Annotated in this window: 12 protein-coding genes; 7 read left to right on the top strand and 5 right to left on the bottom strand. The window is 64.6% G+C overall.

Annotated features, from left to right (window positions below; all coding sequences use genetic code 11):
- The first annotated feature begins 40 nt into the window (after positions 1 to 40).
- Entirely contained in the window at positions 41 to 919 is an 879-nt protein-coding gene (locus ACVILL_RS34590; protein ID WP_456733139.1) for a DMT family transporter, read from the top strand.
- Here ACVILL_RS34590 and ACVILL_RS34585 read toward each other — a convergent pair whose 3' ends face one another.
- Positions 920 to 1,111: a hypothetical protein gene (locus ACVILL_RS34585; protein WP_456733138.1), complete on the bottom strand. Its 192-nt coding sequence runs from the start codon at positions 1,109 to 1,111 to the stop codon at positions 920 to 922.
- 173 nt (positions 1,112 to 1,284) lie between these two features.
- Between ACVILL_RS34585 and ACVILL_RS34580 the strand changes: the two genes are divergently transcribed.
- On the top strand, positions 1,285 to 2,538 hold the full coding sequence (locus ACVILL_RS34580; RefSeq protein WP_456733137.1) for an adenylate/guanylate cyclase domain-containing protein: 1,254 nt from the start codon (positions 1,285 to 1,287) through the stop codon (positions 2,536 to 2,538).
- A gap of 143 nt (positions 2,539 to 2,681) precedes the next feature.
- Here ACVILL_RS34580 and ACVILL_RS34575 read toward each other — a convergent pair whose 3' ends face one another.
- Positions 2,682 to 3,923 carry an MFS transporter gene (locus tag ACVILL_RS34575; RefSeq protein WP_456733136.1) on the bottom strand — a complete coding sequence of 414 codons (1,242 nt, stop codon included), beginning with the start codon at positions 3,921 to 3,923 and terminating at the stop codon, positions 2,682 to 2,684.
- A 1,285-nt stretch (positions 3,924 to 5,208) separates the two neighbouring features.
- On the opposite strand from ACVILL_RS34575, the gene ACVILL_RS34570 reads away from it, so the two are divergent.
- Positions 5,209 to 6,582: an Nramp family divalent metal transporter gene (locus ACVILL_RS34570; RefSeq protein WP_456733135.1), complete on the top strand. Its 1,374-nt coding sequence runs from the start codon at positions 5,209 to 5,211 to the stop codon at positions 6,580 to 6,582.
- Positions 6,583 to 6,712: 130 nt separating this feature from the next.
- Here the strand turns inward: ACVILL_RS34570 and ACVILL_RS34565 are convergent, their stop codons facing one another.
- Positions 6,713 to 7,489 (bottom strand): arginyltransferase, encoded by a 777-nt coding sequence (locus ACVILL_RS34565; protein ID WP_456733134.1) that lies wholly within the window; start codon positions 7,487 to 7,489, stop codon positions 6,713 to 6,715.
- Between the two features lie 86 nt (positions 7,490 to 7,575).
- A complete protein-coding gene (locus ACVILL_RS34560) occupies positions 7,576 to 8,133 on the bottom strand; it encodes an RDD family protein (protein ID WP_456733133.1) in 558 nt (185 codons plus the stop codon).
- A gap of 157 nt (positions 8,134 to 8,290) precedes the next feature.
- Here ACVILL_RS34560 and ACVILL_RS34555 point away from each other — a divergent pair, with 157 nt between their 5' ends.
- A complete protein-coding gene (locus tag ACVILL_RS34555) occupies positions 8,291 to 8,932 on the top strand; it encodes a DUF6151 family protein (RefSeq protein ID WP_456733132.1) in 642 nt (213 codons plus the stop codon).
- A 1-nt stretch (position 8,933) separates the two neighbouring features.
- On the opposite strand, the gene hemB is transcribed toward ACVILL_RS34555, so the two are convergent.
- Positions 8,934 to 9,998 (bottom strand): porphobilinogen synthase, encoded by a 1,065-nt coding sequence (gene hemB / locus ACVILL_RS34550; RefSeq protein ID WP_456733131.1) that lies wholly within the window; start codon positions 9,996 to 9,998, stop codon positions 8,934 to 8,936.
- A 196-nt stretch (positions 9,999 to 10,194) separates the two neighbouring features.
- On the opposite strand from hemB, the gene ACVILL_RS34545 reads away from it, so the two are divergent.
- The 3 genes from ACVILL_RS34545 (at position 10,195) to ACVILL_RS34535 (ending at position 12,287) form a co-directional block, all read left to right on the top strand.
- Entirely contained in the window at positions 10,195 to 10,656 is a 462-nt protein-coding gene (locus tag ACVILL_RS34545) for a DUF6163 family protein (RefSeq protein ID WP_456733130.1), read from the top strand.
- Positions 10,657 to 11,337: 681 nt separating this feature from the next.
- A complete protein-coding gene (gene ldtR / locus ACVILL_RS34540; protein WP_146985601.1) occupies positions 11,338 to 11,856 on the top strand; it encodes a transcriptional regulator LdtR in 519 nt (172 codons plus the stop codon).
- A gap of 200 nt (positions 11,857 to 12,056) precedes the next feature.
- Positions 12,057 to 12,287 (top strand): hypothetical protein, encoded by a 231-nt coding sequence (locus tag ACVILL_RS34535; RefSeq protein WP_456733129.1) that lies wholly within the window; start codon positions 12,057 to 12,059, stop codon positions 12,285 to 12,287.
- The last annotated feature ends 4 nt before the right edge of the window (positions 12,288 to 12,291 follow it).

Genomic DNA, 12,291 nt, shown 5'->3' with positions numbered 1-12,291 from the left:
CAAGATGCCACAAACGAACGCGAAACGCATGAGGACCGGGATGGGCGAGTGGATCGGCGTTGCGATTGCCTTGGTCTCGAGCTGCCTCGGCGGCACGGCGGCCGCGATCACGCGCTACCTGGCCGGTAACGCCGATCCGATCACGCTTGCGATCCTGCGCTGGGCGATCGGCTTCCTCTGCGTGCTCCCCGCCGCGGTCCTGCTCGGCGCCAAATGGCCGCGGCGCGAGGATCTGCCGGCGGTCGTCGCGCTTGGCATCGCCTTCTTCGGCGTGTTCTTCGTGCTCTACAACATTGCGATGTCCTACACGACGGCGGCGCGCGCCAGCCTGGCGCTGGCAACGCTGCCGCTCTCCACCATGGTGGTCGGCGCCGTGCTCGGGGTCGAACCGTTGACGATGCGCAAATCGGCCGGGGTCTCGATTGCAGTGCTCGGCGTGGCGGCCGCGTTGGCATCCGGGCTGTCGGCGGCGCCATCGGGCGCGTGGCGCGGCGAGCTGATCATGGCCGCCGCAGTCCTCTGCATGGCGTTCTACAACGTGCTGTCGCGACCGTTCATCCGCCGCTCCAGCGCGCTCGGCTTCCTCGCTGTGGGCATGGGCGCGGGCGCGGCGGCCCTGGTGGCGGTCGGGACCTTCACCGGCAGTCTGGCGACGCTGCGCGATTTCGGCGCATCGCAGTGGATCGCCGGGCTCTATCTCGGAATAGCCGGCGGCGCGCTGGCCTTCATCCTGTGGGTGCTGGCGCTGGAGCGGGCCTCACCGACCCGCGTCGCCAATACCATGACGGTCAATCCGATCGCCGCCGGGCTGCTCGCGAAGCAGCTGATCGGGGAGCCGATCACGACCAATCTGGTCGTCGGCCTGATCGCGGTCTTCGCCGGGATCTGGATCGCGACATCGGAGAGCAGATCGGCCTGATCAGCTGCGCGGGGCGGCCGGCGTGGTCACCGATGGGGCAGGCGAGTGCGTCTGCTTCAGCGTGCCGGCGTAGAACGACAGAACAAACACCAGGATAAGACCGACAAGATAGACCCCATAGGATTGCGGCGGGGTGATCGCCCATTGCATGAGGCGTCGGATCGGGTTTGGCGGGCCAGCGTCGTTGTCCATGCGCTGTTGTGCGCGAAGGGGTGGACAAAAGGAAGCGGAATCGGCGTCTTTCGGCGACCGTGTTCCGCGCGATATGGTGAGGCGGGCGGCCTTGCAATGCCGCATTGGCATCCGCATCTGTGACGCGACAACCAGCCCTTCCTCCCGCACCAATTGCCCGGCATAATCCGTTGATGGAACTGACGCCCCGTTTGCGCCTCATGAATTGGCTGGTCCGCCAGGGTCTGACCGGCCTGCCGGAAAACGACCTGTTGCGCGGCTTCTGCGAGCGCTGCCGGGCCGCCGGCATGCCGCTGTCGCGTGCGATCGTCTTCATCGACACCCTGCATCCGATCTTCGAAGGGCGCGGCTTCCGCTGGAATGATGGCGAGAGCAACGAGGCCGACATCTTCGAATACGGTTCGACCAGCACGGGCGAGGCCAACCAGAACTGGCGGCGGTCGGCGTTCCACTACATGCTCGAAAACGGTCATGACGAGATGGTGATCGATCTCGCCGGGACGCACGATTTCTCGATGATCGGCGAACTGGCCGAAAAGGGTCACAAGCATTTCGCCGCCTTCGTGCATCGTTTCGGCGAGGCCGGCACGATCGGCGAGATGGACTGCTTCTATTCCTACTACACCACGCGGCATTCGGACGGGTTCGGCGAACATCACATGGCGGCGCTGCGCGATCTGGTGCCGGTGCTCGGGCTTGCGATCAAATCGGCCGCGCAGGTCGAGATCGCCCGCACGCTCGGGCGGGTCTATCTCGGCCGCGAGACGGCGGAGCAGGTGCTGCGCGGGCGCATGCAGCGCGGCATCACCGAGAAGATCAAGGCCGTGCTGTGGTACTCCGACGTCCGCGGGTCGACTGCGATCAGCGAACGCATCGGTCCGGACGAGATCATCCCGTTCCTCAACGACTATGCGCAGGCCTCGATCGACGCGATCCATGATGCCGGCGGCGAGGTGCTGAAGCTGATCGGCGACGGCGTGCTGGCGATGTTCACCGGCGAGAATTTGGCGGGCGCCAAGCGCGCGGCGCTGCGGGCCGAGCACAAATTCCGCAGCAACATGGATGCGTTGAACGAGCGCCGCGCCGCCGACGGCCAGCCGACGACGACAGCCTATGTCGGCCTTCATGTCGGTGAAGTGTTTTACGGCAATATCGGCAGCGAGGATCGGCTGGACTTCACGGTGGTCGGGCCTGCCGTCAACGAGGTCAGCCGGATCGCCTCGATGTGCGCCTCGGTCGATCGCGAATTGCTGACCTCGACCGCGTTCCGCGCCGGGCTCGACGCCGCCGGCCGCAACTACCTGGTCTCCACCGGCCGCTTCGTGCTGCGCGGCATCGGCCATGCGCAGGATCTCTACACGCTGGATCCGGCCGTTGCCGCCGACGAGGTCGTTGGCGGCAAATATGAGCGCTACCTGGCCGGGTAGGGCCTTCTTTGTCATTGCGAGGAGCTCGCGACAAAATTGCAAGGCAATTTTGCGCTGAAGCGACGGAGCAATCCATCGTCCCGCATATGCGGAAAAATGGATTGCTTCACTCCGCTCGCAATGACGGCTGAGAAACCCCAGGATCAGCAGCGCGCGGGCTCGCCGACCATGTCGGGCTGCCGCGTCAACGACACCGCGGGCGACAGCAGGATCACCAGCGCCTGGGCGGCGAAGATCGCGGCCGCGAGATAGAGGCAGGCTTCGGCGCCGTAGAGCCCGCCGACGACGGCGCCGAGCGCGGAGCCGAGCGGGCGGGCGCCGTAGCTCATGATGTTGATCGCCGAGACGCGGCCGAGCAGCGACGGCGGCGTCACCGATTGCCGCAGCGTGGTGGTCGAGATCACCCACAGGATCGGGCCGACGCCGAGCAGGAAGAAGCCGAGGCCGGCGAGCAACGGCGTCGCGAGCCAGGTCGTCAGCGCCATCACGATGGAAGCGACCAGACCGGTGACCGGGCCGAGCCCGATCACGGTGCCGAACGCCAGCCGCTTCATCACGCGGGTTGCGAACAGCGCGCCGACCACCATGCCGACGCCGTACATTGCGAGCGTGGTGCCGACACCGGTCGCGCTGAGCCCGAGATGGCGCACCGCATAGGGTACGAACACGGCGAGCAGCAGGAACGACGCGGTGTTGAAGATGAACTGGGTGATGAACACCGGCCGCAGCAAGGCGTGGTGCATCACGAAGGCCGCGCCTTCCTTGATGTCCTGCAACGGGTGACGCCGCGGCGCGGGCGCGCGCGCCGGTTCGTAGAGGCCGGCGAGCAGCACGACCGCGATCGCCGACAGCGCTGCGGCGAAGCCGAACGCGGGCGCGGCGCCGACCCAGCCGACCAGCACGCCGCCGAGCGCGGGCCCGCTGGCGAAAGCGACGGTACGCGCCAACTCGATGCGGGCGTTCGCGGCCGGCAATTGCTGTGACGTCACCAGCGAGGGGACCAGCGCGGGTGCGGCGACGCTATAGGCAACCGTGCCGCAAACCGCGATGAAGCCGAGCAGCGCGAGCAACGGCAGCGTCATTGCGCCGAGCCACAGCAGCAGCAGGATGGCGGCAAGCGCGGCGGCGCGCAACGCTTCGGAGCCTGCCATCACCCAGCGCCGTGACACGCGGTCGGCGAGCAGGCCCGCCGGGATCGCAAACAGGATGAAGGGCAGCGTCAGCGCAGTCTGCAACAGGCCGGTCTGGCCTTCGCCGACACCAAGCACCAGCACGGCGACGATGGGCGCAGCCGCAAGCGCGATCTGCTCGGCCGATTGCGCGGCGAGGTTGGACCAGGCCAGGCGATTGAAAGTGGCCGGCAGGCGAGGCGTATCGGCGGACATGGCAAAATCCTTGGGAGATTCGATCTGGCCATAGTGTGTGGTTGGATGACGTTTGATCCCACCCGTTTCCCGACAACGCGCTGTGCGTCCTCGCCGTGCGAATGTTGTCGCGTGTGAAATTGGAGCTCATGCTGCCGGATATCTCTCACGGCAAATGTTCTGCAAATGGCTCCGGGACGAACACGGCATCGATACCGACGCTCTCCCTGCCTATCTTATGAGGATGGCAGGCGCGTCTGGCCCAAGGCTCCCCCCGATCAGTTGCTCGCTGACTTCCGGCGCCAGTTCAGGAAGAGTAGCTGCCAAACCGCGCCATCGAATACTTTAGGCCCCGCGACAGCGAAGCACCCAATTCCTGCCCAAGTTGATTGCGGCCAACAAGCCGAAGAAGCTCAACTGATCCATGCAATGACGCGCCTTCGCACGGTACACACCTGCGAGGCCCCGAAAGAAACGGCCCCAGCGAGTGGGCACAGACTGGGGCCGCAAGTTTACACTTTGGTCGTCCCGATGCTGCCGGCAGGGACAGCATCCGAACGTGTGACAAGCAAGCGCGCGTCGCGCTCGTTCCTATTCCGGACGGCCCGCATAGCCCGCAAACGGGGCCGTAGTCTTGCGGGCAAGGGAACCCGGTTTAGGGCATGCATCTCTATGCAATTTGTGCCAGATTTTACCCATCAGGATTTTGCACTCCTTCCTGGGGCTAGAACTCGACGCCGTCCGCCGAATTTCAATGCGGGCGGCGTTGTGTTGTGAGGTGTCTACCTCCGGCCCGCAAGGCTGATGTCAGCGGCTTCGCGGTTGTCGGGCGCCGGTGTTCTACCCCTTCAGAGGTATTAAACCTTCTAATGCTTCGTGCAGACCAACTCTTGCCAGGATTTTGCAAATCCTTCCTGGGGCTAGAGCGAACGCCGCCCGCGTGTATTTTAAGCGGGCGGCGTTTGTGCATTCTGAGTTTGTTGCAAACAGCAAGAAGCCCCGACGGGGGCTAGCGCGTCAGGGCCTCTTTCAGGGTAGTGGTCACACTCCAGAGCGCATACTTAACGCACGATCTGGCCGCGGCATTGTACCGGGAACATCAGCAATCGTGACTGCCCTCCCGGATTACCTCACTTTACAAGTGGCCTAATTCCCACTCGACAGTGTCCGAATTGGGACAGCACCGAGGGTAGCGGGCTTGCGGCGGCACGCCCGCTAGCAACGCAGGCAGTGGTCGCGCCATCGTGAGGCTAGATGCAGTTGCAAATGAGTTGCAATAACGGGAGAGATCAGCCATCCTGCCGGCATGGATGCCCGGACCCCTGAAATGTCTTCCGTTTCCGTTCCCCACGCCGTGCCAGGCGGCTGGCGGGACGATGCCGGGCATGCCCGCAGCCTCCCGGAGGTGAACGCGACCGTCGCCGTGCCCTCCGGCGGCCTGTGGTGGCGCCGGCTGCTGGCCTTCGCAGGACCCGGCTATCTGGTCTCGGTCGGCTACATGGACCCCGGCAACTGGGCCACCGACCTCGCGGGCGGATCGAAGTTTGGCTACACGCTGCTGTCGGTCATCCTGCTCTCGAACCTGATGGCGATCCTGTTGCAGGCGCTCGCCGCGCGGCTCGGCATCGCCACCGACCGGGACCTGGCGCAGGCCTGCCGCGCGACCTATTCGCGGCCGGTCAATCTGCTGCTCTGGCTCGCCTGCGAGGCGGCGATCATCGCCTGCGACCTCGCCGAGGTGATCGGCACCGCGATTGCGCTGAAGCTCCTGTTCGGCATTCCCCTGATCGGCGGCGCGCTGCTCGCGGCGCTCGATGCCTTCCTGCTGCTGTTCCTGATGAACCGCGGCTTCCGCTTCCTCGAAGCCTTCGTGATCGCGCTGTTGATCGTCATCGCGGTCTGCTTCGTGGTCCAGATCGCCGCCGCCGCGCCGCCGATTGCCGGCGTGCTCGGCGGCTTCATGCCCTCGCGCGAGATCGTCACCAATCCGGAGATGCTCTACATCGCGATCGGCATCATCGGCGCGACCGTGATGCCGCATAACCTCTACCTGCACTCCTCGATCGTGCAGACCCGCGCCTATCCGCGCACCGAGGAGGGCCGGCGCGACGCGATCAAATGGGCGACGACGGATTCCACCATCGCGCTGATGCTGGCACTGTTCGTCAACGCCGCGATCCTGGTACTGGCCGCTGCGACCTTTCACAAGAGCGGCCATTCCGACGTCGCGGAGATCGATCAGGCCTTCGAACTGTTGTCGCCGCTGCTCGGCCTCGGCATCGCCTCGACGCTGTTTGCGGTGGCGCTGCTGGCATCGGGCCTCAACTCGACGGTGACGGCGACGCTGGCGGGGCAGATCGTGATGCAGGGCTTCCTCGATCTGCGGCTGCCCGACTGGCTGCAGCGGCTGGTGACGCGCGGCATCGCGATCGTCCCGGTCGTCGTGGTTGCGGCGCTCTATGGCGAGAGCGGCACCGCGCAACTGCTGGTGTTCAGCCAGGTCGTGCTGTCGATGCAGCTGCCGTTCGCGGTGATCCCGCTGGTGCGCTTCGTGTCCGACAAGCGCAAGATGGGCGCCTTCGCGATCTCGGTGCCGGTCGCGGTGGCGGCGTGGATCGTCGCCGGCCTGATCGTGATCCTGAACGTGAAGCTGTTGATCGATACGTTCTTCGGGACCTAAATCGTAATGCGTTTCCACGGAAACGCATCACGATCTCGTCTCTTTGTTTGAGCATGATCTTTTTGTTTGAGCATGATCTTTTCGGAAAACCGGTTTCCGCTTTTCCGGATCATGCTCTAGAGCGCGCGCCTTAGTCCTGCGGCTCGGCCGGCACTTCGCCGGTGGCATCGACGCGCAGCCAGCCCGACGGCGCGAGCCGCTGCTGCGGCAGGAAGCGGCCCTTGTAGTCCATCTTCTTGGAGCCCTCGATCCAGTAGCCGAGATAGACGTAAGGCAGGCCCAGCCGGCGGGCGCGGGCGATGTGATCGAGGATCATGAAGGTGCCGAGCGAGCGGGCCTCCAGCCCCGGCTCGAAGAAGGAATAGACCATCGACAGCCCGTCGCTGAGCACGTCGGTCAGCGCCACCGCCATCAGCTCGTCGCCGCGACCGGTGATGGCGCTGTCGGCGTTGCGCTTGCGGTACTCGATGATCCGGGTCTCGACATGGCTGTCCTCGACCATCATCGCGTAGTCCAGCACGGTCATGTCGGCCATGCCGCCGTTGCGGTGGCGGCGGTCGAGATAGGCCCGGAAGACCGAATATTGCTCAGAGGTCGGCACCGCCGTGCGCTGCTCGCCGATGATGTCGGCGTTGCGGGCCAGCACCTTGCGGAAGTTGCGGGAGGGACGGAATTCGTTGGCGACCACCCGGACCGAGACGCAGGCCCGGCACTGGTCGCAGGCCGGGCGGTAGGCGATCGACTGGCTGCGGCGGAAGCCGCCATGGGTTAGCAAGTCGTTGAGATCGCCCGCTTTGTCGCCGACCAGATGCGTGAACACTTTCCGCTCGTGGCGGCCCGGGAGGTACGGGCAGGGCGAGGGTGCCGTCAGATAAAACTGCGGGGTATCACGCGAGTGTTGGGTCACGTCAGGTCGTCGGGCTCCACAAACAATACAGGCAGCCGAGCTAGCATCGCCCCCCGGAGGCTAACGGTCAATTGGTTTAGGCGGGCCTAATAAGAGGCCCGCGCGGCCGGGGATACCTGGGTCCGGACCGAGCTATTGATAATAACGGTTCCGAGGATCACGTCGTGCAGCAGCCGGCGACGGCCGTTCAGAAGCCCAACCAGCAGCACCAGCGGCGACAGGAACGAGATCGTCACCCAGAACAGCACCGCGTGGGTGGCGCCGAGCACGAAATAGCCGCGCGCGCCGTACCAGGTGCGCAGTTCCAGATCCATCATGCGCATACCAATGGTGGCCGAGTGCTGGCCGCCGATCGAGGCGCCGTAATAGACGATGGCCCAGACGATCGACGCCGGCGACACCAGCCAGAACAGGGCCCAGCCGAGGCCGAGCGTGACGACACCGAAGATCGCAATGAAGATCACTGCCAGGATCACCGGTACCGACAGCACGAAGAGGTCGATCAGGAATGCAAACACGCGCCGCGTCAGCACGCCGCGGAACAGCTCCGGCTGCATCATTGGATCGAACGCATGCGGAGGAACGCCGCCATCGTTGCGCCAGGCATCGTTATGCCTAGTGCCGCCGTCATTGCCGTAGGACATGACCAACCTCCGATGAAAGTCCCGCGCAGGACATGGGAACAGGAGACGCGTCTGCCAAGCCTGCGCGAACATTAACTAGCCGAAATATTCCGGCGATTCGGCGGCCATAGGCGGTCGCGGAACGTGTATGTTACGTCCGGCAAGCCGAGAGGAACCCATGAGCACACGGATCGGGCTGCGCTGCAGGTGCGGAGAGGTTTTCGGTGTCGTCTCGAACCCGTCGCCCCAATCGGCCAATCGCGTGACCTGTTACTGCGACGACTGCCAGGCGTTTCTTCATCAACTCGGCCGCGCCGATCTGCTCGATGCACACGGCGGCACCGACATCGTCCAGGTCGCGCCGTCGTCGCTCGGCTTCTTGCAAGGGCAAGACAAGATCGCAGGCGTTCGGCTGACGCCGAAGGGGCTGTTCCGCTGGCACACGACCTGCTGCAAAACGCCGGTCGGCAATACGCTGACGCCGCGGGTCCCGTTCGTCGGAATTGTCGCGCAGGCGTTCGACGGCGGCGCGCCGCGAGCCGACGAAACGTTCGGCAAGCCGGTCGGCGCGATCCTCGGGAAATACGCGGTTGGCGAGGCGCCGAAGGGCTCGACCGGATTGAACCTGTCGCTGATCGCCCGCGCCATCGGCAAGGTGCTGGGCTGGCGCTTGCGCGGAAAGGCGTGGCCGCATCCGTTCTTCCAGCGCGAGACCGGCGAGCCGATCTATCCGCTGACCGTGCTGACGCAACAGCAGCGCGACGCATTGCGTCCGCTGTGCGGCCCGCATCCGACCGCGCAGGCCACCGGCCAGACCTAGTCTACGATTCCGCCTTGATCTTCTCGGCGGCCTTCGGCGCGAAATAGGTCAGGATGCCGTCGGCGCCGGCACGCTTGAAGCCGACCAGGCTTTCCATCATCGCTCGCTCGCCATCGATCCAGCCATTGGCGGCAGCGCCCGCGATCATCGCGTATTCGCCGGACACCTGGTACACAAAGGTCGGCATCGCGAAATGGTCCTTCACGCGGCGCACGATGTCGAGATAGGGCATGCCCGGCTTCACCATCACCATGTCGGCGCCCTCGGCGATGTCGAGTTCGACCTCGCGCAGCGCCTCGTCGGAATTGGCGCTGTCCATCTGGTAGGTGCGCTTGTCGCCGGTCAGCGTCTTGGCCGAGCCGATCGCGTCGCGGAACGGGCCGTAGAACGCGGAGGCGTATTTCGCCGCATAGGACATGATCTGCACGTCGCCGAAGCCGTTGTCGTCCAGCGCCTCGCGGATCGCGCCGATCCGGCCGTCCATCATGTCCGACGGCGCGATCACGTCGCAGCCGGCTTCGGCCTGGGTTAGCGCCTGCTTGACCAGCACCGCAACCGTTTCGTCGTTGAGGATCTTGCCGCCTTCGATCAGCCCGTCATGGCCGTGGCTGGTGAAGGGATCGAGCGCGACGTCGCAGAGCACGCCGATGTCGGGAAATTCCTTCTTGATCGCGCGCACCGCCTGGCAGACCAGGTTGTCGGGATTGAGCGCCTCCGATCCCTGCTCGTCGCGGAGGCCCGGCTCGGTGAAGGGGAACAGCGCGATGCAGGGGATGTTGAGTTTTGCCGCGCGCTCGGCGTCGCGGACGATCTGGTCGACGGTGAGCCGCTCCACGCCGGGCATCGAGGCGACCGGCGTGCGGGCGTTGTGACCATCGACCACGAACATCGGCCAGATCAGATCATTGGTGGTCAGCACGTTCTCGCGCACCAGGCGGCGGGCCCATTCCGTCTTGCGGTTGCGGCGCATCCGGATCGAGAGGTCGAGCGAGGGGGAGGCGAGGGCATCGGTCTGGCGCCGCGGTGTGTCGCGCAATTCGATCGGGCGCCCGAATTTGATCGCCATGTCTTGTTCTCCTCGACGGCCGGCTGGTCTGGACCTGATATAAGTCGAGTTCTAGCACCTAGCAGGGGCGCCGTCATTGCGCCGCCATTGCGTCCTGTGCGCCCTTGATTTGCCGCAACGGCAATTGATTTTGCGTCCCCGGCGGGCCAAGACTGCGCCATGAACCCCATTTTGCAGCCGTTGCGCGGCGATTCGGATGTCTGACTCCTCTGCACGCGATCAGGCGCGGGACAACGCCATCTCGGTGAACGCGATCTCGTCCGACCGGATCGAGCCGGACGACAATGCGTGGACGCGGCGCCTCGTCATCTTCCTGCGCATCATGGCCGTCGTCTCGGTCGCCAAGGGCCTCTATCACTGGGCCCAGGTGACGGGCTTCGTTGGCGGCGAGGAGGAGGCCTTCGAGAACCAGTCGATGGCCTGGCAGACCGCCACGATCTATTTCGCCGTCATCGAACTCGTCGCCGCCGTCGGGCTCTGGCTCGCGACGCCGTGGGGCGCCGTGGTCTGGCTGACCACCGTGGTGTCGATGGCGGTCATCGAGCTGATGTTTCCGGGCATCTACGGCGGCAGCCTCACGGTGGTCGGGCTCGAGGCCGTGATGCTTGCCGCCTATCTGGCGCTCGCCTGGATGTCGGCGCGCGAACGCCCACCATAGGCTCGCGCGCAGCGATGGCCTGCTGCAGTGTTGCCCGGCTGCGACAGCGTGACGAATAGCCGACGGCGCCTGCCGATATTTGACAGCGGTGCGCGCAACGAGAAGACAGCGGCGCTGGTTCTGCTAGGTGGATGCCGACAGATCGGATCCCCTTCGAGGCGCCCCGTTTCCGGAGCATCTCCACGGGACCTGCCGTCGGGATCCATTTCACCGGATCTCGGTGCGTGTGCCGGCCGGCTTTGCGCGGGCCGACGGCGGAACCGGTCTGGCTGCCGCAATATCCGGCTGCCGCAATGAATGAGCGCCGCTTGCGCGCATCGCGCGCACGCCGTGCCGATGCACCTCGATAAAGTTTTCAAAGAATTTTCCGGTAACCGATCGGTCACCGTAAAGGGTTCCCTCACACACCTTACGCCGTCGTTTCGAATTCAGACGATGCTGTTTCCGAATGTGACAGGGCGGGCAGACGAAGCGTGAACAAAGGGGCCGCCACCGTCAATGAAGAGTTGCGGAAAGTCCTTGATCGATGGGCTTAATCCACGATTCACTGTCTTAAATTCATGATCTCTTTATTCTCTTATTTAAGCGGATATTCAAACGGCCCCCTTACGTTGGACCTATCAGGCGGGACACAAGTTTCGTCGAATAAAGTCGATAAAAACGACAAACAGGGGAAGTGTCATGATGAAAGCCGTTGCGACAACGGCGGCGGATGCCGCTGATCGCGCTGCCGGTCAAGCTCCGGTGCAGCCGCTCTATCTCGAAGCCCTGACTTTGGTGGAGCGGCTGCATCGCCGGCTCCTGGACGTCATCAAGGACGAATTCGATCGTCGCGGGCGCGCCGACATCAATTCGGTGCAGGCACTGCTCCTGTACAACATCGGTGACAAGGAACTGACCGCCGGCGAGCTGCGCACCCGCGGCTACTATCTCGGCTCCAACGTCTCCTACAATCTGAAGAAGCTCGTCGAGCTCGGCTTCCTCGATCATCAGCGCTCGCGCGTCGATCGCCGCTCGGTCCGCATCCGCCTGACCCCGCAGGGCCAGGAAGTGCGCCGCATCGTCGATGCGCTCTATCAGAAGCACGTCAAGACGGTGGAGCAGGTCGGCGGCATCTCGAACGAGGAGTTCGCGAGCCTCAACAAGTCGCTGCATCGCCTCGAGCGCTTCTGGACCGACCAGATCCTGTACCGCCTCTGAGCCTTCCTCTCTTCGCCTGATGGCCAAGCCGGCCGCGTGAGAAGACCGGCAGCCTTCCTCAAGTCCAGCCTTGCTCCAGTTGACGCATCGGTCATGCCCGGCCGATGCGTTTTTCATGCTGCAACTGCGAAAAAATGGGTCCTGGCGAGGAACCAAGGCGTTCTCCGGAGCTTATCCCTCGGCCAACAGAGAGGCCGGATATGCTACTCGAGCGCGAGATAGAGGTGCTGAACGTCGAGATCGTCGGTGACGCCTATGCGATCGCCTCGAACTATCTGCGCAAATCCGGCACTATTCCCGACACTTTCGCCACCAATGAACGCCTGCTGGGCATCATCGTGAAGCTGTTCCAGCGCGGTGAGATGAACCGGCTCCGCCTCGCCAACAAGGCGATCGCGAAGTTCGAAGCCGAGACGCTGGTGGTCGCCTGAGCGT

The organism is Bradyrhizobium sp. USDA 3364 (genome assembly GCF_054056355.1).
Note: the sequence above shows the minus strand (reverse complement) of the source record. Positions and strands in the feature narration are given on the sequence as shown.

Coding starts and splice junctions, on each gene's coding strand:
- ACVILL_RS34580 (WP_456733137.1), top strand. CDS start 1,285: ATGGAACTGACGCCCCGTTTGCGCCTCATGAATTGGCTGGTCCGCCAG.
- ACVILL_RS34570 (WP_456733135.1), top strand. CDS start 5,209: ATGGATGCCCGGACCCCTGAAATGTCTTCCGTTTCCGTTCCCCACGCC.
- ACVILL_RS34575 (WP_456733136.1), bottom strand. CDS start 3,923: ATGTCCGCCGATACGCCTCGCCTGCCGGCCACTTTCAATCGCCTGGCC.
- ACVILL_RS34555 (WP_456733132.1), top strand. CDS start 8,291: ATGAGCACACGGATCGGGCTGCGCTGCAGGTGCGGAGAGGTTTTCGGT.
- ldtR (WP_146985601.1), top strand. CDS start 11,338: ATGATGAAAGCCGTTGCGACAACGGCGGCGGATGCCGCTGATCGCGCT.
- ACVILL_RS34535 (WP_456733129.1), top strand. CDS start 12,057: ATGCTACTCGAGCGCGAGATAGAGGTGCTGAACGTCGAGATCGTCGGT.
- hemB (WP_456733131.1), bottom strand. CDS start 9,998: ATGGCGATCAAATTCGGGCGCCCGATCGAATTGCGCGACACACCGCGG.
- ACVILL_RS34545 (WP_456733130.1), top strand. CDS start 10,195: ATGTCTGACTCCTCTGCACGCGATCAGGCGCGGGACAACGCCATCTCG.
- ACVILL_RS34590 (WP_456733139.1), top strand. CDS start 41: ATGGGCGAGTGGATCGGCGTTGCGATTGCCTTGGTCTCGAGCTGCCTC.
- ACVILL_RS34560 (WP_456733133.1), bottom strand. CDS start 8,133: ATGTCCTACGGCAATGACGGCGGCACTAGGCATAACGATGCCTGGCGC.
- ACVILL_RS34585 (WP_456733138.1), bottom strand. CDS start 1,111: ATGGACAACGACGCTGGCCCGCCAAACCCGATCCGACGCCTCATGCAA.